The organism is Methylobacterium sp. J-072 (genome assembly GCF_022829425.1).
Taxonomy (GTDB): Bacteria; Pseudomonadota; Alphaproteobacteria; order Rhizobiales; family Beijerinckiaceae; genus Methylobacterium.
This window is the reverse complement of the sequence record NZ_JAKSYK010000100.1, coordinates 1-19,234: the sequence shown is the minus strand read 5'-3', so window position 1 is coordinate 19,234 and position 19,234 is coordinate 1. Positions and strand designations below refer to the sequence as shown.

Here is a 19,234-nt window from a genome sequence, read left to right as displayed (position 1 = left end):
ATCGGGCGCGGCCCGACCAGGCTCATCTCGCCGCGCAGGACGTTCCAGAGCTGGGGCAGCTCGTCCAGCGAGGTCTTGCGCAGCACCTGGCCGATGGCGGTGATGCGCGGATCGTCGCTGAGCTTGTGCGTGGCCGCCCATCTCGCCGCCAGCCCGCGCGCCCGGGCCGAGTGGGCGGGCTGGCGGCGAGATGGGCGGCGAGCACCGCCTCGCCGTCGGCGACCATGGAGCGGAACTTCAGGCAGCCGAAGGAGCGCCCGTCGCGGCCGAGCCGTGTGTGGCGGAAGATCGGCGCCTTGCGGTCCCCGGCCCAGACCAGGACGGCGATCACCAGCATCAGCGGCAGCAGCAGGAACAGGGCGGTGGCCGCGACCCCGATGTCGAGCCCGCGCTTGGCCGCCCAGTCGAGCCGCAGCCCCCGGGCCACGAACGGCGTCTCCGGCAGCACCGCCTCGACGACCGCCTCGGCCGCCTCGCTCACCTGACCCGCAATCTGATCGGCCACATCGGACATCTCAACCCTATGGTGCGGCGCAGAAGCGCCCGTGGATGTGCGGGATTCGGCATGACCCTGCATGGTCTCAGCTCCTCGGTTGAGGCCAATGGCGGGTGGTTAATGTTTAGTTACCACCGGGCTTATAAGGGGCAATGACAGGGATGACAATCCGCCAAAATTTTATTTGGAGCTCATAAACAGGTTAGTTTGGTAAAAACCTGCAGATCGATCGGAAATTAATCCGCCCTGCGCAGGATTGTCGCGCAAACCTCACGTTCAGTAGTTGCTACCGAGTCTCCGGGGCAGTCCGGCCGAAACAACGGCCGGAACAACAACTTACGCGACGTTCGATTGTGCACCGCACAGGCGCGACCGGCGAACCTCACGGGACGCGCCGCTGGGCTGCGGCGGGTCGCTCCGTGCATTTGCTGCACTGCCGAACCCCAAACGAACAGGATCCCGAAACCGTTGCATCGGAAAATCGGCCTCTGCGCGTCCGTTGCGGCCCGCCCGTCCAGAGGCACCGGGAGGCCTCGGCGGCGGAGGCTGATCGAAACGGCACCTTTGGTCCGACGACGCCCTCTCCATCCCGCGCTGGGATGATGACATCGGCTTCGCATCGGCCCTATTGCCCCTTCCAGTCATGCGAATACCGCATTCGGGTGATGAACCGCCTAAACCGTCGCTTTTCACATCAAACTTTTCACGCGTTGTTGCGAATCCGGAAATGAGTGGCATCTTGCCGACATGAAAATCTCGGGGCCCGCCATGCGTCTATCGCGGCAGAAATGCATAGGTTTGCAAATATTCGCGAGTGCGATTTTCTGCATCACCCCCGCGAAAGCCGACATGCGTATAGAGGCCGCGAAAATTACAGCCGGCGACCTGTGGGTTCTCGGTAATGCCGGCGAGCCGGATACCGACATCACCCTCGACGGCCAGTTCTCGCAGCGGACCGACAACCGAGGTTATTTCGAGTTTCACGTCGTCTATCACCCGGCGACCTGTATCGCGACGCTGCGGACACCCAAACAGGCGCGCAGCATCGTCGTGGGCGATTGCGGTCAGCAGGGTTCGAGCCTCGTCGGACCGCCTGGACCGCGCGGCGAGGCCGGCGCCCGGGGAGAACCCGGATCACGCGGCGCGATGGGGCCGCCCGGCCCTCCGGGGGACGATGGAGCCGTCGGCCCGCACGGCGAGCGTGGCCCGGCGGGCCCCGCCGGGCCGGTCGGCAGTGCCGGTCCCGCGGGGGCGCCGGGACCGCGCGGCCCCCAGGGCGTGCCCGGCCCGGCCGGGAAGGCGGCGCCCTCGAGCGTCGCGCTCAAGGCCAAACCATCACCGGTCCTGACGGGCTCCGTGGCCAGACCACGCTCGGCGCGGCCCCAGCGCGAACCGGAACCAGCCTTCGATGATGCCGCGCCGCTCGCCCCCGGGGCGGGAAGCACGGCGGAGGACCGCTATTAAGACCGGCTCGACTGCTATCTCCCGTCCTCGACCTCTTCCCGAGGCACGAGCGACGCGAAACGCCGGGAGGCGTCCATCCGACCGCGTCGGGCCGACCCGGCAGCGGCATCCTTTTGGTATCCGCCTCGAATCATGGGCGAATTTGCTCCGGCGAGCCCCCGCGGTGGGGCTCACGCATGTGTCACCTTAATGCCCCAACGCGCCAGATTTCGACGCCAATGCCAGGCAAGCCCGAGCCAAGCCGGCGGATTTGCGCTAAGCGTGACGGTGGGGCGGGCTTGATCGGATCCCTGCGTAACGCCGTACCTTGGCCGTTTTCGTGGCGGACATCCGGACCGTTAAGAGACCGCAAGGGCTTGTTAATCGTGACAATACGTCCACCAGCGAGTTGCCCCGCGCTCCGAGCCATCGGAATAGCGTCCGGACTTGCACTCTTGGCGACCAATCCTTCTCTCGCCGAAACTTTGGAGAGCGCGCTCGCGAAAGCCTACCAGGGCAATCCGTCCCTGAATGCCGGCCGGGCCGGCGTCCGCGCGATCGACGAGAACGTCGCGATCGCGCAGGCCGGCTACCGGCCGCAGGTGAATGTCGCCGCTTCGATCGGCGTGCAGTATCTGCAGACCCGGAGTGCGAGCGCGGTCGCTTCCGTCGGGGGCGGCGCGGCCGGGTCGAGCGCATCGTCGGCCAGCACCGGCTCGTCGCTCGGCGGGTCGTCCCTCGGCGGAACGACTGGCGCGGCCGGCGCCGCGGGCTCTGCCCTCGGAACATCGACGGCGGGCGGCACGACAACGGGTATCGGCACCGGTACTGGGACCTCCGGATTGGCGTCCGGCGCGGGCGGCCAGTCGGCCGGCAGCATCGGGACGACGACCGACGTGACCTCGCAGGTGCTGACGTCGTCGAACCGGACCACGCGCACGACCTACCTGCCGAGCAGCGCGAGCTTGAACATAACGCAGACGATCTTCAACGGCTTCCAGACCGACAACACCGTCCGCCGGGCCGAATCCACGGTCTACGGCCAGCGCGAGACCCTGCGGTTCACCGAACTCACGGTGCTCTACAACGCCGTCCAGGCGTATATGAACGTGCTGAGCAACACCGCGACGTTGGAGCTCAACCGCAACAACGTCGAGGTTCTGGAGGAGCAGCTGCGCCAGACCCGCGACCGGTTCAACGTCGGCGAGGTCACCCGGACCGACGTGGCCCAGGCGGAAGCCCGGCTCGCCGGCGCGCGCTCCCAGGTCAGCGCCGCCGAGTCGACCCTGCGCACCAGCATCGGCATCTACCGGCAGAATATCGGTGTCGAGCCGCGCCAGCTGGCACCGGGCCGGCCATTGGACCGCTACGTGCCGGTGAGCCTCGACGCCGCCATTGCCATCGGCCTGCGTGAGCATCCCCAGATCGTCTCGGCCATTCACGCCGTCGATGCCGCGGAAGCCCAGGTCAAGATCCTGGAAGGCCAGCTCGCGCCGCAGCTCAGCCTGCAGGGCTCGCTCAGCCAGCTCTACGATCAGAACGGCCCGAATACGAGCTTCTTCGTCGGGTTCGTGGGCGGCCGGCTCAACATCCCGATCTACGAGGGCGGCCAGACCTACGCGCAGATCCGGCAGGCGAAGGAGACGGTCGGTCAGACCCGCATCCAGGTCGATCAGGTCCGCGACCAGGTCCGGGCGCAGATCGTCGATTTCTGGGGCCGCCTGGAGGCCGCCAAGGCGCAGGTGATCGCTGCCCAGGCGCAGGTCCAAGCCAACGAGGTGGCACTGAACGGCGTGCGCGAGGAGGCCCGCGTCGGCCAGCGCACCACCCTGGACGTGCTCAACGCGCAACAGGAATTGCTGAACTCGCGGGTGAACCTGATCCTGGCCCAGCGCGACCGGGTGATCTTCTCCTACGGTGTCGTCCAGGCGATCGGACAGCTCACCGCCCGCTTCACCGCGCTGCCGGTGGAGTACTACAGCGCCAAGATCCATTACGACCAGGTCAAGGATCTGTGGTTCGGCCTGCGCACGCCGGACGGGCGCTGAGGTCTTTTCCACGGGGAGTGTGGTGCAGGCGCGCTTGCCGCGACGAATTGGCATGGAATACTGTTTGACGAGCGGCCCGATCGGGTCATCTTCCGAACATCCCCTGCCCGAGCGCGCCTGTTGATGAGTGCAGCGAGCCCCAAGATCCCGGATTCGAAATTCCAGGATAAGGCTGCCGAGAAGGCGTCCGAGCCTTCGATGGAAGAGATCCTCGCCTCGATCAGGCGGATCATCGCGGACGATCAGGCGGCCAAGCCCGCCGAGATCGCCCCGGTGCCCGAACCCGACGACGTGCTCGACCTCGCCGAGGTCGCCGAGCCGGTGATGCGGCCCCGCGCCGTGCCGCCGCCGGAGCCGACGCCGGCCCCCCTCGATTTCGACGCGATCGATTTCGAGGACGAGGCGTTTTCCGAGCCGGAGCCCGAACCGGAGCCGCCGCCGGCCCGCCCGAGCGCGCCGCAGCCGCAGCCGCAGCCGGTCGCCCAGGCTCCCCGGCCGGAGCCGGCGCCGGAGACCGAGGCCCTGGTCTCGCCGGCGACCGACGCCAGCGTCAACGGTGCCTTCAACCTGCTGGCTCATACGGTGCTGACCCAGAACGCTCGCACGCTGGAGGATCTGGTCAAGGACATGCTCCGGCCGATGCTCAAGTCCTGGCTGGACGACAATCTGCCGGCCGTGGTCGAGCGGCTGGTGCGCGCCGAGATTGAGCGGGTCTCGCGCGGCCGCTGAGCAGGCGCCCCTCCGGTATCGGGTCTGACCGATGCCGGACGCGTGTTGACGGACGCGGCCCGACGGTCGAAAGCGGGTCCAACCCCGTTGGACAAGCGTTCGGCCCATAACCGCGATGATGGACAAGACCTTCGAGCCCGCCTCCGTCGAGGCGCGGATCTCCGCCGCCTGGGCGGACGCGGACGCTTTCCGCGCCGGCCGGCCCGAGCGCGCCGGAGCCCCCCCCTACTGCATCGTGATCCCGCCGCCGAACGTGACGGGCTCGCTGCATATGGGCCACGCTCTCAACAACACGCTCCAGGACGTGCTGTGCCGCTTCGAGCGCATGCGCGGCAAGGACGTGCTCTGGCAGCCCGGCACGGATCACGCCGGCATCGCCACCCAGATGGTGGTCGAGCGCCGGATGATGGAGCGCCAGGAGCCGGGTCGCCGGGAGATCGGCCGCGCCGCCTTCGTCGAGAAGGTCTGGGCCTGGAAGGCGGAATCCGGCGGCGCGATCGTCAACCAACTGAAGCGGCTCGGCGCCTCCTGCGACTGGTCGCGGGAGCGCTTCACCATGGACGAGGGCCTGAGCCGCGCCGTGCTCAAGACCTTCGTGGACCTGCACCGCCAGGGCCTGATCTACCGCGACAAGCGGCTGGTGAACTGGGACCCGAAGTTCCAGACCGCGATCTCGGACCTCGAGGTCCAGCAGATCGAGATGAAGGGCCATCTCTGGCACTTCGACTACCCGGTGGTCGACGACGCGGGCGCCGAGACCGGCGAGATCATCACGGTCGCCACCACCCGGCCCGAGACGATGCTGGGCGATACCGGCATCGCGGTCCATCCCGAGGACGAGCGCTACACCGCGCTGGTCGGCAAGCAGGTCCGCCTGCCGCTGGTCGGCCGCCTGATCCCGATCGTCGCCGACGCGTATTCCGACCCGGAGAAGGGCACCGGCGCGGTCAAGATTACGCCCGCGCACGACTTCAACGATTTCGAGGTCGGGCGCCGCCGGGGCCTGCGCGTGATCAACATCCTCGATCCCGAGGGCCGGATGCTGCTCGCCGGCAACGCGGCCTTCCTCGCCGACGCGAACCCCGAGCCCGAAGCCCTGGCGCTCCACGGCCTCGACCGGGCGCAGGCGCGCAAGGCGGTCGTCGCCCTGATGGAAGCCCGCGGGCGCCTGCGCGCCATCGAGCCGAACACCCACGCAGTCCCGCACGGCGACCGTTCGGGCGTGGTGATCGAACCGTATCTCACCGACCAATGGTACGTGAACGTCAAGCCGCTGGCCGAGCGCGCGCTCCAGGCCGTGCGCGACGGACAGACCAAGTTCGTGCCCGAGACCTACGAGAAGACCTTCTTCCAGTGGCTCACCAACATCGAGCCCTGGTGCATCTCGCGCCAGCTCTGGTGGGGCCACCAGATCCCGGTCTGGTACGATGCCGAAGGCGGAATCTTCGTGGCCGAAAGCGAGGCCGAGGCCCTGGCCCAGGCCGAGGCGAAGCACGGCAAGCCGGCGGCTCTGACCCGCGACGAGGACGTCCTCGACACGTGGTTCTCCTCCGCGCTCTGGCCGTTCTCGACGCTGGGCTGGCCGGATTCGACCCCGGAATTCGCCCGCTACTACCCGACCAACGCCCTGGTGACCGGCAAGGACATCCTGTTCTTCTGGGTCGCCCGCATGATGATGATGGGACTGCACCTCACCGACCGGGCGCCGTTCGAGACGGTCTACCTGCACACGCTGGTGCGCGACGCCTCCGGCGCCAAGATGTCGAAGTCGAAGGGCAACGTCGTCGATCCCCTCGAGCTGATCGATCAGGTCGGGGCCGACGCCCTCCGCTTCACCCTGTGCGCGCTCGCCGTCCAGGGTCGCGACATCAAGCTCTCGGCCGACCGGGTCCAGAGCTACCGCAACTTCGCGACCAAGCTCTGGAACGCCGCCCGCTTCGCCGAGCTGAACGGCTGCCAGCTCGACCCCGCCTACGACCCGCGGGCGATCACCGGGGCGATCAACCGATGGGCGCTGACCGAAGCCGCCCGCGCGGTGGGCGAGGTGACGGCCGCTCTCGACGCCTACCGGTTCAACGACGCGGCCGGCGCCGCCTACCGGTTCGTCTGGAATATTTTCTGTGATTGGTACCTGGAGCTGGCGAAGCCCGTGCTCCAGGGCGAGAGCGTCGATCCGGCGGTCCGGGCCGAGACTCAGGCGACGGTGGCGTTCCTGATCGATCAGGTCGCCAAGCTGCTGCACCCGTTCATGCCATTCCTCACGGAAGAGCTCTGGGCGATCAAGGGTGCGGCGCTCCCTGAGCGTGGCCTCCTGGCGCTCGCCGCGTGGCCGGATCTCGCCGGGCTCGCGGATGCCGGCGCCGAGGGTGAGGTCGGCTTCGTGGTCGATCTGGTCAGCCAGATTCGCTCGGCCCGCTCCGAGACCAGCGTCCCGGCGGCGGCGCAGATTCCCCTGGTGATGGTCGGAGCGTCTCCTGAGGTGAAGACCCGGGTCGAGGCTTGGCGGGACACGCTGCTGCGGCTGGCTCGGCTTTCCGAGATCACCTTTTCGGAGACGCCGCCGAAGAACTCGGTGCAGCTCCTCGTGCGCGGCAGCGTCGCGGCTTTGCCCCTCGAAGGCATCGTCGACCTCGCCGCTGAAGTCGCGCGCCTGAAGAAGGAGCAGGGCAAGGCCCAGGGCGAGATCAAGAAGATCGACGCCAAGCTCGGCAACGCCGATTTCGTCGCCCGCGCCCCCGAGGAGATCATCGAGGAGAACCGCGAGCGCCGGGAGGCCGAGGCCGCGCGGCTCGTGAAGATCGAGGAGGCGCTGGCGCGGTTGAGCGGAGATTAGGCGAGTGGTGCGATGACAGCTTCAAGCCGGATCGCTCTGCCCACGCGGCGTTTATCCCACCTCCTCCCCTCATCCTGAGGCGCCGGAGCGCAGCGGCGGCCTCGAAGGAGCCCTCCAGAACCCGCGCGATCCCTGGAGGGCTCCTTCGAGGCTCGCTGCGCTCGCGCCTCAGGATGAGGTCGAGGGTGGGAACGGACCGCCGGATAGCCAACCCTCACTTCATCGGCGGGTACCGAGAGGACCGACGAAGGGATTGGGCGCGCTGACGCTGCCATACGATTCATCGATTGAACTGCCGAAGCCGTCGCCGGACGGGCCGCGCGGATGCGTGGAATAATCGGGCGGCACATAGATCCCGGCCCGGTTCCTGTAACCCGCTTTCAGGTTATCCGGGTTCTTGGAGCCGGCGCCATCGTCGTAACGCCGAGCGTCGATGCTTTCGATCGAAAGGTCCTTCTTCTTGGACGCTTTCAGTTTCGTTCGATCGCCGGAAGCAGGCTTGGCGTCGAAATAATCCCGGTACGCCGAATAGTCTTCGGCGGCCATCGATCCGGCCGTCGATCCCAAGACTATGGCCGCCGCCAACAGCGTCTTCATGGCTGCACCCTCACGCGTCTCGCGCCACGGCCATCTACAGGATCGATGTTTATGGCGACCTGCCGGGGCTCGTAAGAATCTACGTCGTCTTTTCAGGCGCGCAGGTGACAAGCGGCACAGGCCGCCGAATTTTCCAGTGCCGGCGCGACGCGACGCGACCGAGCGCCCGCACATGTCCAAACCGTAATTCGACCGCCACGCCGGGGTCAGGCGCCGCCCTCTAGACCGATCGCATCGACCGCCGCGTCCCCGGCGTCGTCCCGATCCCTTGCAAGAGGTTGCGATCCCCATGACCGAGACCAGCCCCCAGAACCCGATCTCCGGCCGCACCTCGCGCCGCGCCCTCGCCTCGGTGGCCGCCGCGGCGCTGATCGCCGGCGGTGCCATCGGCACCACCCTGCCCTCCGTCACCCCGGCCTACGCCCAGGCCCTGCCGAAGACTCCGATCGAGGCTCCCGAGCATCCCCCGGGCTCGTTCGCCGGCATCGTCAACAAGGTGAAGCCGGGCGTCGTCTCGGTGAAGGTCAAGCTCGATGAATCGGCGAGCAGCGACGACGAGGACGGTCCGGGCCAGGGCTCCGGCCAGGGCCAGAACCTCCAGAACGTGCCGCCGCAGCTGCGCGAGTTCTTCCGCCGATTCGGCCAGAACGGTCCGGGCGGCGGTCAGCCCCAGCCGCAGCAGCGCCAGGGGTCGCGCGGCGCGGTCGGCTCCGGCTTCATCATCTCGGCCGACGGCTACGTCGTGACCAACAATCACGTGGTCGATCACGCCAAGACCGTGCAGGTGACCCTGGATGACGGTCGCACCCTCGACGCGAAGGTCATCGGTAAGGATTCCAAGACCGACGTCGCGCTCCTGAAGATCAACGAGGGCTCGAACTTCCCCTACGTGCAGTTCGGCAAGAGCGCCCCGCAGGTCGGCGACTGGGTGGTGGCGATCGGCAACCCGTTCGGTCTCGGCGGCACCGTCACGGCCGGCATCGTCTCGGCCCGCGGCCGCGACATCGGTGCCGGCCCCTACGACGACTTCCTGCAGATCGATGCCCCGATCAACAAGGGCAATTCCGGCGGTCCGACCTTCAACGTCAACGGCGAGGTGGTCGGCGTGAACACCGCCATCGCGTCCCCGTCCGGCGGCAGCGTCGGCCTGGCCTTCGCGATCCCGGCCGAGACCGTGCAGGCGGTGGTCGAGCAGCTGCGAACCGACGGCAAGGTCGCCCGCGGCTACCTGGGCGTGCAGATCCAGCCGGTGACGCAGGACATCGCCGACGGGCTCGGCCTCGACAAGGCGAAGGGCGCCCTGGTCGACCATGCTGAGAACGGGACCCCGGCGGCCAAGGCCGGGCTCAAGGCCGGCGACGTGATCGAGAAGGTCAACGGCGACACGGTCGACAGTGCCCGCGAGCTTTCGCGCCGCATCGCCGGCATGAAGCCCGGCGCCAAGGTCGAGCTGAGCTACCTGCGCGGCGGCAAGGCCGACACCGCGACGGTGACGCTCGGCGCTATGCCGACCGACGGCACCAAGGTCGCCGCCCGGGAGGATGATTCGGGCAACGGCCAGCCGCGGCTCGGCCTCAACCTCGCCCCGGCCGCCGATGTCGGCCTGTCCGAGCAGGGCGTCGCCGTGGTCCAGGTCGATCCGGACGGTCCGGCCGCCGCCAAGGGTATCGAGGCCGGCGACGTGATCCTGGATGTCGGCGGCCAGAGCGTGACCCGTCCCTCCGACGTCGCCGCCCAGATCCGCACGGCGGAATCGAGCGGCCGCAAGGCCGTGCTAATGCGGGTGAAGAGCAGCAAGGGCCAGACCCGCTTCGTGGCGGTGTCGCTCAGCAAGAACGCCGGCTGAGGCTGGTTTCTATCCGGCGCGGGGATTTTTCCCCCGCGCCGCCTCGTGTTTCCTCCCGACTGACGCCGGCCGAACGGGCCGGCGTCTTTTTTCGTTCTGGCAGCCGGTTCGATGCGGAAGGGGAGGTCTGACCGGGCCTTTTGGTCCCGCACCGTCATCGCGAGCGGAGCGAAGCGACCCAGGGATCCACCTCGTTCGTCGAGGGCGCGCGACACTGGGTTGCTTCGCTCCGCTCGCAATGACGGTGAGCGTGATTGCAGACCGGTCAGCCGGCCACCGGATGAGACGGCACCGGAATTCCCAGTCCCGGCCCCAATCGAGTCCGGCATTTACCCAGCGCTGCGAAGGCGGCGTTCGAGTCGCGGGCGAGCCGCATCAGGTCGCCGAGCCGCGCCCTGCCCCGGGCAAAGGCAAAAAACACCGCGGCGATGTCGGGCTCGCCGTCCGGCGTGAGCGCCTGGGCGGCGAAGGCCGGGAGCGCTTGGTTAGCGGGGTCGCAGATCACCCGCAGGGCCGCGAAGGGCAGGCCGTGGCGGCCCGCATAGGCAGCGGCGACGTGGGATTCCATATCGACGGCGGCGGCGCCGGTCTGGGCGCGCAATTCGGCCTTGCCGTCGACCCCGAGAACGGCCGTGTCGACGCCCGCGAGGTCGGCAGGGATCACCCGGGGGCCGATGCCCGCGAGGGCGTTGAGGAGCGTAGCCGAGAGGTCGAGATCGGCGGCGCGCCGGCCTTCCTCGCCGATGACGCCCGTGCCGACCACCACGTCGCCGGGCTTCAGGGACGGGTCGAGGCCGCCCGCGATTCCAAAACTGATCACCGCCCGGCAGCCGGGCTGCGGGCGCGCGTCGAGGAGTTGGCGCAGGCGGTGCGGGTTGCCGCCGGCGCCGACCGCCTCGACCCCCTCCCCGGCTGCGAGGCGGCGCTCGCGGGCGAGACCGGTGACGGCGAGGACGGGGGCGGCGGGATCGATCATGGCGCGCTGGTGGACCAGTCCGGCGAGCTCCGCAAGGAGCCGCGAGCGCCGGGGAGCCGGTGTCGCGGAATCGTCTTCGGAGGAGGCCACGTGCGGGATACCGGGGTTCGCGGGCGGTCGAAGTTCGCGACCCGGCTGAGCGGCCGGCCCAGCGGGCCGGCCTCCCAAAACCTCACATGCCGAACTGCACGCGCCGGCTGTTGGTGCGCTTCAGGTTGCGGTAGCGCGCCATCGCCCAGAGCGGGAAGAACTTCGGGTAGCCATGGTACCGCAGGTAGAACACCCGGGGGAAGCCCGTGGCGGTGTAGCGCTCCTCGTTCCAGAACCCGTCCGCGCCCTGCGTGCGGGTCAGGAAGTTGATCCCGCGGGTCACCGCCGGGTCGTCGACCGCGCCCGCCGCCATCAGGGCGAGCAGCGCCCAGGCGGTCTGCGAGGCCGTGGACGAGCCCGCCTCGAAGGCCGGATCGATCTTGTACGAGTTGGCGTCCTCGCCCCAGCCGCCATCCGGGTTCTGGATCCGGATCAGCCAGGAGACCGCGCGCTGGATCCGCGGATCGGCGGAATCGACCCCGGCGGCGTTCAGCGCGCACAGCACCGACCACGTGCCGTAGATGAAGTTCATGCCCCAGCGGCCGTACCAGGAGCCGTCCTCCTCCTGGTCGTTCAGGAGGTAGTTCACGCCGCGGTCGAGGGCGCGGGAGGTCTCCCGGGTCTCGCCGAGCTGGGCCAGCATCCCGACCACCCGGGCGGTCACGTCCGCGGTCGGCGGGTCGAGCAGCGCGCCGTGGTCGGAGAACGGGATGTGGTTGAGGTACATGTGGTTGTTGTCGGCGTCGAACGCCGCCCAGCCGCCGTCCTGCGACTGCAGCCCCTCGACCCATTCCCGCGCCCGGGCGATCGAGGCCTTGTAGTCCGGCATGCCGGCGACCAGCCCGTGCTGGTGCATGGCCCGGTCCATGGCCATCACCACCACGGCGGTGTCGTCGAGGTCGGGGTAATGGGCGTTGGCGTACTGGAAGGCCCAGCCGCCGGGGCGGACCTTCGGCTTGCGCGCGGCCCAGTCGCCGACGATGTCGAGAACCTGACGGGGCTTCAGCCAGTCGAGCCCGGCGCGGGCCTGGGCCTCGGCCTCGGGGCTCCCGGCTTCGAGCAGGGCGTGGGCGGCCAGCGCCGTATCCCAGACCGGCGAGACGCAGGGCTGCACGTAGGCCTCGTCGGCCTTCTCGACCACCAGCTTCTCGATGGCGTCGCAGGCCACCCGGACCTGCGGGTGATCGGCCCGGTAGCCCATCACCTCGTACATCAGCACCGAGTTGACCATGGCGGGGAAGATCGCCCCCAGGCCATCCTCGCCATTCAGGCGCTCGCTGACCCAGGCGCGGGCCTTCTCCATGGCGCGCTGGCGGCTCTTGCGCGGCAGGCGGTCCTCGACCAGCTGCAGCATCCGGTCGATGAAGCCGAAGATCGGCGTCCACGGCCAGGTGGCGTGCGGCGAACCCGGCCAGGTGCGAACGCTCTCGGGCGGCGTGATGAACAGCTCCTGGACGCTGATCCCGCGCGGGTTGCGGGCGCGCGGCTTGGTCGCCTGGAGCACAAACAGCGGCACCACGGTGGTGCGGGCCCAGTAGCTGATCTTGTCGAGGTGGAACGGGAACCACTTCGGCAGGAACATCACCTCAACGGGCATCACCGGCACGGCGCGCCACGGCACCTCGCCGTAGAGGGCCAGCATGAAGCGGGTGAAGACGTTGGCGTTGGCGGCGCCGCCGCGGGACAGGATCGCCTCGCGGGCCCGGCGCATGTGCGGCGCCTCGATGTCGTCGCCGATCATCTTGAGGGCGAAATACGCCTTGACCGTGCAGCTCATGTCGAACGGCCCCTCGTGAACGAGGGCCCAGCCGCCATGCCGGCCTTGGGTACGGCGCAGGTAGTTGCCGATCTTGGTCTCGAGGCCGTCGGGAACCGGCGTGCCGCGGAAATGGTGGAACAGGACGTATTCGGACGGGATCGTGGCATCCGCCTCGAGCTCGAAGCAGATATGCCCATCGTCATGCGCCAGGTTGATCAGCGAGCGCGTCGCCTGCGCCACGCCGCGCTCGACGTCGTCGAGCGAGATCCCCTGGGTCTTCGAGCGCTGAAGCGGCTCGACCTTGCTTACGGCCTCTCTCATAGTCCTCGCCTCGAACGGCCGCTGCGTCGCGGCCGCCATGCCTCAAGCGGCGCCCAATGCGCCCGAACCTGGCGCGCGTAGCCCGGCGCGCACGGAGGATCCGTGCCGCAGCGCACGCGCGGCCGTCTTGCCAGAGCGGATCGCTCCCTCGATCGTCGATGGCAGACCGGTCGCGGTCCAATCGCCTGCCAGGACGAGATTCGTGTAGGCGCTTTCGGCGCCCGAGCGGCGCGCGGCCTCGGCCGGCGTCGCGGCGAACGTCGCACGCTTCTCCTTTACGATCTGCCAGCTAGGCAGTTCCGGGGCAAGATTGCACAAGGCTGCGATCTCCCCCCAGATCTGCCGGGCGAGGTCTTCCCGAGGCACATCGAGGAGCCGGTCTGCTCCGCTAATCGTCACCGAGTACCGGTCGGGATAAGCGAAAAGCCACTCTGTAAGCGAGTTTACGACGCCGAGGATCAGCGGGCTGCCGGGCTTTGGCACCATGGCAAAATGCGCGTTCACGATGGAGCGGAATTCCACCGGGGCGAGGAGACCGGGCAACACTTCCCGGGCGACCCAGGGCGGCAAGGCGAGCACGATTCCGTCCTCGGGGCCGATCGCCTCGGGGCCGTCCGAGAACAGGAGCTGCCCAACTCGGCCGTCGGCGATGTCGAGGCCGCGCAGGCGCCGGCCGAGTCGGATCTCGCAGCCGCGCGCCGTCAGGTAGCGCAGAGCCGGGTCCACGAAGGCGTAAGACAGGCCCTCCACCGCCACCAGGGGACGGCAGGCCTTGCCGCCGGCGCCCAGGGTCTCGCGCAGGATCTTGGCCGCCAGCCCGACATCGCTGTCCCGCGGCTCGGTGTTGAGCGCGGCGAGCAGCACCGGGTGCCAGAGCTTGGCGTAGAGATCGCCCTCGCAGGCCATGCTCTCGCCGATCGTGCCGCCGGCACCCTCCGGCTTGCCGGAGGCCGCCCGCAGGATCCCCAGGGGGCCTAGATAATCGCGGGCGCGGGTGCCGGGGACGCGCCGCGACGGGCTCATCACCCACCAGGGCAGCCGCCCGGCATTGGGACGCAGGCGCCAGCGGTCGCCGGTCTTGAGGTCGGCGAAGTCGAACGCCGCCTCGTCGGGGCCGACGAGCGCGTCGGCGGGGGCGCCAACGGTCTTGAGGAAGCCCAGAGCGTCGGCATTGCCCGACAGCAGCAGGTGGTTGCCGTTGTCGATCGTCAGGCCCAGCGACGGGTCGTAATAGGAGCGGCAGCGCCCGCCGGCCTGCTTGGCGGCCTCGTGCAGCACCACTTGGGCGCCGGTCTCGGCGAGCGCGACAGCCGCGGAGAGGCCGGCGAGGCCGGCGCCGACGACGTGGATGCGTCCCATCAGATCAGGCCGTGGCGGAGGACGACGGCGAGCAGCGCGAGCTTGCCGGGCTTGACCCGGGCACGGGGCATCGCCCAGCCGCGGGCGATCACCGCCTTGAGGTAGAGGTGGTAGGCCGCGGCCATCAGCCGGGCCGCCTTCGTCGCCTTGCGGGGGCTGCGCCGGATGATCTCCCAGGTCGCCTGGTAATGCTCCTCGGCCTCCCGGGCCACGGACAGGCAGACCTCGCCGATGCGCGGATGGCCGATCGCCTCCAGGGGGGTCGGATTGGCCAGGCCGATGGCGGCCAGCTTCTCGCGGGGCAGGTAGAGGCGGCCGCGCTCGGCATCCTCGTCGATGTCCCTGAGGATGTTGGTGAGCTGGAGCGCCCTGCCCTGGTGCCAGGCGAGCCGGATGCCGTCCGCCTCGGGCATGCCGAAGATCCGCACCGACAGGCGGCCGACCGCGCTCGCGACCCGGTCGCAGTAGAGATCGAGGGTCTCGGCATCGGGGGCGACGATGTCCTCGACCGCGTCCATGGCCATGCCGTCGATGACCGCCTGGAAATCCTCGCGCTTGAGGTCGTAGCGGCGCACCGGCTCGACCAGGTCACGCACCCGCGCGGCCGGCCGGCCGGCATAGAGGGCGTCGATGTCGGCGCGCCAGCGGTCGAGCTCGACCTGCCGCACCACCCGCGTGCCGCCGTCGTCGGCGACGTCATCGACGGAGCGGCAGAAGGCGTAGACGGCATACATCGCCTCGCGCCGCTCCTTCGGGAGCAGGCGCATGGCGGTGTAGAACGAGGAGCCGGCGGCCGGCAGAGCCGGGGCGGCGGATTCCTCGGCGGGGGCGGTGGTCGCGGTGGCGCTCACGAGCGGATTCCCTGAGCCGCGGCCCGCACGGTCCGGCCCCGGAAGGGGCGGCGCGCCAGGGTGGCGGCGACACCGCCGAGCGCCGTGAGGGCGAAGGCGGCCTTGCCGTGATGGACTTTCTCGGAGAGCGGATCGCGCGTGGTCAGGCCCTTGGCGAGCACCACGGCGAGGCGGTGGATCGCGGCGATCTCCAGGGACAGCCGCAGGTCGTCGATCAGGTCCGGCAGGACGGCGCCCTCGTCGAGGAGGTCGAGGCAGCGTTGCGCCAATTCGGCGATCACCGCCCGGAGCTGCGGGCTCGCCTTCGGGGTGCCCAGCATCGCCACTGTGGCGCCGTGCCGGTCGAGGGCGTCCTGAGGGATGTAGACCCGATCGAGCCCCGAAAAATCCTTGCCGCAATCCTGGAGGTGATTGATGATCTGGAGCGCCGCGCAGATCGCGTCGGAGGCCGTATAGACCCGGGCCGGATCCTCGCCGTGCACGTCGAGGACGAAGCGCCCGACCGGCATCGCCGAGTAGCGGCAATAGTGGATCAGCTCGTCCCAGTTCGCCGTACGGTTCTTGCGCGCGTCCGTCCGGAACGCGTCGAGCAGTTCCAGCGCGTGGCGGGGCGGCAGGCCCCGTGCGGCGAGCTCGCGCTTGAGCGGCTCCGCCTCGGGGTCGGACGGACCGGCGCCGGTGAGGGCATCGGCCAGCCGGTCGAGCAGCGCGAGCTTGCGCTCGGACGACAGCTCCGTGTGGTCGGCCACGTCGTCCCCGGCGCGGACGAAGTTGTAGAACGCCAGGATCGCGCCGCGATGGCGCGGGTGGATCAAGTGCGAGGCGACCGGAAAATTCTCGTCGCGGTGGCCCTTGCCGGAGCGTGCCGCGGTCGCGGTGTCGAGCTTGCTCATCCGAGATACCCGGCTTGGCGGAACCACGCGATCGCGTCGGACAGGCCTTCGCGATAGGGCCGCGCCGTATAGCCCAGCTCCGCCCGGGCCTTCTTGTCGGAAAAGAACATCCGGTAGCGGGACATGCGGATGCCGTCGATGGTGGCGAACGGCTGCCGGCCGGTGACCCGGGCGGCCAGCTGGGCGAAGAACGCCACCGGATAGACCGCGGCCCGCGGCAGGTTCACGGTCGGGGGCTTGCGACCGACCATGCCGGCGATGTCGGCGAGCATCTGCGACAGGAACACGTCCTCGCCGCCCAGGATGTAGCGCTCGCCGATCCGCCCCTTGCGGAGCGCCAGCAGGTGGCCCTGGGCCACGTCGTCGACATGGGCGAGGTTGAGGCCGGTATCGACGAAGGCCGGCATCTTGCCGAGCGCCGCCTCCTGGATGATCCGGCCGGTGGGGGTCGGCTTGACGTCACGAGGGCCGATCGGTGTCGACGGGTTGACGATCACCGCCTGCAAGCCGTCCCGGGCGATCATCTCCTCGACCACGCGCTCGGCCACGACCTTGCTGCGCTTGTAGGCGCCGATGGCGGTCTCGGGCGTCAGCGGCATGGTCTCGTCGGAGGGTGTGACCCCGTCGGCCGGCGGCTTGATGGTTGCGACGCTCGACGTGTAGACGACCCGCTCGACGCCGGCATCCAGAGCTGCGCGCATCATCAGGCGGGTGCCGTCGCGGTTGGTGCGGACGATCTCTTCCATATCCGGCGCCCAGAGCCGGTAATCGGCCGCGGCGTGGATCAGATAGCGCTGGCCGCGTAGGGCGGCGGCCACGGCCGCCGGATCGCGCATGTCGCCCTCGGCGATCTCGACATCGGTCCAGGTCAGGTTCCGGCGTGGGCTCGTGGCGCGCACGAGGATGCGCACCGGGAAGCCGGCCCGGCGGAACACATCGACCAGGGCGGAACCGAGGAACCCGCTCGCGCCGGTGATCAGCACGGGGCCGACCTCGGACGGGCCGGAGGAAGTGGCCTCTACCATCACATGTCTAAAGCGTTGCGGAATGCCGGCGCGCGCGGGGGACCCCGCCGCGCCGCGCTTGTGTCATCGAACCGCCTGGGCGGCAAGCGAGGGGCGAGACCGCATCCCACGCCGCTTTGGGCCTGGTCAGGCCAGGCGCAGGCGCGAGCGGCCTTCCTTGCGCTCCGGCAGGGTGGCCAGCGCGGTCTTGACGATGGTGGCGGCGTCGAGGCCGGCCTCGGCGTACATCTTCTCCGGGCTGTCGTGGTCCTGGTACAGGTCCGGCAGCGTCAGCGTCCGCACACGCACCCGGCCCGCATCCAGCGCGCCCTGCTCCGACAGCAGGTGCAGCACCATCGCCCCGAACCCGCCGCGCGAGCCCTCCTCGATGGTGATCAGCACCTCGTGACTCTGCGCCAGGTCCAGGATCAGCGCCTCGTCCAGCGGCTTGGCGAAGCGCGCATCCGCCACGCTCACCGCCACGCCCTGGTCCGCCAGCGCATCCGCCGCCTTCAGCGCCTCGGACAGCCGCGTGCCGAGGCTGAGGATCGCCACCCGCGCCTCCGGGTCCCGGCGGACCATCCGGCCCTTGCCGATCGCAAGCACATCGCCCCGCTCCGGCAGCTCGACGCCGACGCCCTCGCCGCGCGGGTAGCGCAGGGCGATCGGGCCCGTGTCATGGGCGTGGGCGGTCGCCACCATGTGCACCAGCTCGGCCTCGTCGGACGCCGCCATCACGGTCATGTTCGGCAGGCAGCACAGGTAGGCCAGATCGAAGGCGCCGGCATGCGTCGCGCCGTCCGCGCCGACCAGCCCGGCCCGGTCCAGGCAGAACCGCACGGGCAGGTTCTGCAACGCCACGTCGTGCACGACCTGATCGTAGGCCCGCTGCAGGAACGTCGAGTAGATCGCCACGAACGGCCGGTAGCCCTCGGTGGCCAGGCCGCCGGCGAACGTCACCGCGTGCTGCTCGGCGATGCCGACGTCGAAGGTCTTGTCCGGGTGCGCCTTGCCGAACAGGTCGATGCCGGTGCCGCCGGGCATCGCCGCGGTGATCGCCACGACCTTGTCGTCGGCATCCGCCGCCTTGATCAGGCTCTCGCCGAACACCCGGGTGTAGGCCGGGGCGTTGGGCTTGGCCTTGGCCTGGACGCCTGAGACCACGTCGAACTTGACCACGCCGTGGTAGCGGTCGGCCGAGGCCTCGGCCGGGGCGTAGCCCTTGCCCTTCTGGGTGACGACGTGGAGCAGGATCGGGCCGTGCTCGGCGTCGCGGACGTTCTTCAGGACCGGCAGCAGCTGGTCGAGGTTGTGCCCGTCAACCGGGCCGACATAGTGAAAACCCATCTCCTCGAACATCGTGCCGCCGCCCACCACCAGCGAGCGGGCGTACTCTTCCGCCGCTGCGGCGCGCTGGTAGAGGGCTTTCGGCAGGAGCTTGCCGAGCTGCTTGGCGGTCTCGCGCAGCGACTGGTAGGTGCCACCGGAGGCGAGGCGAGCGAGATAGCCCGACATCGCGCCGACCGGCGGGGCGATCGACATGTCGTTGTCGTTGAGGATGACGATCAGGCGCGAATGCAGGGCGCCGGCATTGTTCATCGCCTCATACGCCATGCCGGCCGACATCGAGCCGTCGCCGATCACCGCGATGGCGTTGCGGCGCTTCGACTGACGGCCCTTGGCCTTGGCGGCCTCGGAGTCGAGGTCGCGGGCGACCGCCATGCCGAGGGCGGCCGAGATCGAGGTCGAGGAATGGGCGGCGCCGAACGGGTCGTAGGCGCTCTCCGAGCGCTTGGTGAAGCCGGACAGGCCTCCCCCCTGGCGCAGGGTCCGGATGCGGTCGCGGCGCCCGGTGAGGATCTTGTGCGGGTAGCACTGGTGGCCGACATCCCAGACGATGCGGTCGTCGGGGGTGTCGAACACGTGATGCAGGGCGACCGTGAGCTCGACCACGCCGAGGCCGGAGCCGAGATGGCCGCCGGTGATCGA

14 protein-coding genes and 1 pseudogene are annotated in these 19,234 nt (G+C 69.5%); 5 read left to right on the top strand and 10 right to left on the bottom strand.

Annotated elements, in window-relative coordinates:
* Together MKK67_RS32895 and MKK67_RS32890 are read right to left on the bottom strand one after the other, a co-directional pair.
* Positions 1-86, bottom strand: an 86-nt coding sequence (locus MKK67_RS32895; protein WP_409568390.1) for a sugar transferase, incomplete at its 3' end; no start/stop codon positions are given.
* A gap of 176 nt (positions 87-262) precedes the next feature.
* Positions 263-337, bottom strand: a pseudogene (locus MKK67_RS32890) (sugar transferase); the annotation flags it as partial.
* Positions 338-1,243: 906 nt separating this feature from the next.
* On the opposite strand from MKK67_RS32890, the gene MKK67_RS10995 reads away from it, so the two are divergent.
* The 4 genes from MKK67_RS10995 (at position 1,244) to MKK67_RS10980 (ending at position 7,549) form a co-directional block, all read left to right on the top strand.
* On the top strand, positions 1,244-1,960 hold the full coding sequence (locus MKK67_RS10995) for a collagen-like protein (RefSeq protein WP_243964207.1): 717 nt from the start codon (positions 1,244-1,246) through the stop codon (positions 1,958-1,960).
* 365 nt (positions 1,961-2,325) lie between these two features.
* The gene (locus MKK67_RS10990) at positions 2,326-3,987 is read left to right on the top strand and encodes a TolC family outer membrane protein (RefSeq protein WP_313899011.1); all 1,662 of its coding nucleotides are present in this window, start codon (positions 2,326-2,328) and stop codon (positions 3,985-3,987) included.
* A gap of 123 nt (positions 3,988-4,110) precedes the next feature.
* Entirely contained in the window at positions 4,111-4,716 is a 606-nt protein-coding gene (locus tag MKK67_RS10985) for a PopZ family protein (protein ID WP_243964206.1), read from the top strand.
* Positions 4,717-4,831: 115 nt separating this feature from the next.
* Entirely contained in the window at positions 4,832-7,549 is a 2,718-nt protein-coding gene (locus MKK67_RS10980) for a valine--tRNA ligase (protein ID WP_243964202.1), read from the top strand.
* 219 nt (positions 7,550-7,768) lie between these two features.
* Here MKK67_RS10980 and MKK67_RS10975 read toward each other — a convergent pair whose 3' ends face one another.
* A complete protein-coding gene (locus tag MKK67_RS10975; protein ID WP_243964195.1) occupies positions 7,769-8,146 on the bottom strand; it encodes a hypothetical protein in 378 nt (125 codons plus the stop codon).
* Between the two features lie 289 nt (positions 8,147-8,435).
* Here MKK67_RS10975 and MKK67_RS10970 point away from each other — a divergent pair, with 289 nt between their 5' ends.
* The gene (locus MKK67_RS10970) at positions 8,436-9,992 is read left to right on the top strand and encodes a Do family serine endopeptidase (protein WP_243964193.1); all 1,557 of its coding nucleotides are present in this window, start codon (positions 8,436-8,438) and stop codon (positions 9,990-9,992) included.
* Positions 9,993-10,257: 265 nt separating this feature from the next.
* On the opposite strand, the gene MKK67_RS10965 is transcribed toward MKK67_RS10970, so the two are convergent.
* The 7 genes from MKK67_RS10965 to dxs all read right to left on the bottom strand — a co-directional run.
* A complete protein-coding gene (locus MKK67_RS10965; RefSeq protein WP_279601570.1) occupies positions 10,258-10,968 on the bottom strand; it encodes a phosphorylase in 711 nt (236 codons plus the stop codon).
* 172 nt (positions 10,969-11,140) lie between these two features.
* Positions 11,141-13,138: a squalene--hopene cyclase gene (gene shc / locus MKK67_RS10960; protein WP_243964191.1), complete on the bottom strand. Its 1,998-nt coding sequence runs from the start codon at positions 13,136-13,138 to the stop codon at positions 11,141-11,143.
* 42 nt (positions 13,139-13,180) lie between these two features.
* Positions 13,181-14,497: a hydroxysqualene dehydroxylase HpnE gene (gene hpnE, locus MKK67_RS10955; RefSeq protein WP_243964190.1), complete on the bottom strand. Its 1,317-nt coding sequence runs from the start codon at positions 14,495-14,497 to the stop codon at positions 13,181-13,183.
* On the bottom strand, positions 14,497-15,348 hold the full coding sequence (hpnD, locus tag MKK67_RS10950) for a presqualene diphosphate synthase HpnD (protein WP_243964189.1): 852 nt from the start codon (positions 15,346-15,348) through the stop codon (positions 14,497-14,499). Before hpnD ends, hpnE begins: the two co-directional genes overlap by 1 nt.
* Positions 15,345-16,241: a squalene synthase HpnC gene (hpnC, locus tag MKK67_RS10945; protein ID WP_243964188.1), complete on the bottom strand. Its 897-nt coding sequence runs from the start codon at positions 16,239-16,241 to the stop codon at positions 15,345-15,347. Before hpnC ends, hpnD begins: the two co-directional genes overlap by 4 nt.
* Positions 16,238-17,266, bottom strand: coding sequence for a hopanoid-associated sugar epimerase (gene hpnA, locus MKK67_RS10940; RefSeq protein WP_243964187.1), 1,029 nt, complete (start codon positions 17,264-17,266; stop codon positions 16,238-16,240). The genes hpnC and hpnA overlap by 4 nt, the downstream gene beginning before the upstream one ends.
* 126 nt (positions 17,267-17,392) lie before the next feature.
* Positions 17,393-19,234, bottom strand: a 1,842-nt coding sequence (gene dxs / locus MKK67_RS10935; protein ID WP_243964186.1) for a 1-deoxy-D-xylulose-5-phosphate synthase, incomplete at its 5' end; no start/stop codon positions are given.

Bases quoted from the DNA above. Each gene is read 5' to 3' on its own strand.
- MKK67_RS10995 (WP_243964207.1), top strand. From the start codon at position 1,244: ATGAAAATCTCGGGGCCCGCCATGCGTCTATCGCGGCAGAAATGCATA.
- MKK67_RS10985 (WP_243964206.1), top strand. From the start codon at position 4,111: ATGAGTGCAGCGAGCCCCAAGATCCCGGATTCGAAATTCCAGGATAAG.
- MKK67_RS10980 (WP_243964202.1), top strand. From the start codon at position 4,832: ATGATGGACAAGACCTTCGAGCCCGCCTCCGTCGAGGCGCGGATCTCC.
- MKK67_RS10975 (WP_243964195.1), bottom strand. From the start codon at position 8,146: ATGAAGACGCTGTTGGCGGCGGCCATAGTCTTGGGATCGACGGCCGGA.
- MKK67_RS10970 (WP_243964193.1), top strand. From the start codon at position 8,436: ATGACCGAGACCAGCCCCCAGAACCCGATCTCCGGCCGCACCTCGCGC.
- MKK67_RS10965 (WP_279601570.1), bottom strand. From the start codon at position 10,968: ATGATCGATCCCGCCGCCCCCGTCCTCGCCGTCACCGGTCTCGCCCGC.
- shc (WP_243964191.1), bottom strand. From the start codon at position 13,138: ATGAGAGAGGCCGTAAGCAAGGTCGAGCCGCTTCAGCGCTCGAAGACC.
- hpnE (WP_243964190.1), bottom strand. From the start codon at position 14,497: ATGGGACGCATCCACGTCGTCGGCGCCGGCCTCGCCGGCCTCTCCGCG.
- hpnC (WP_243964188.1), bottom strand. From the start codon at position 16,241: ATGAGCAAGCTCGACACCGCGACCGCGGCACGCTCCGGCAAGGGCCAC.
- hpnA (WP_243964187.1), bottom strand. From the start codon at position 17,266: ATGGTAGAGGCCACTTCCTCCGGCCCGTCCGAGGTCGGCCCCGTGCTG.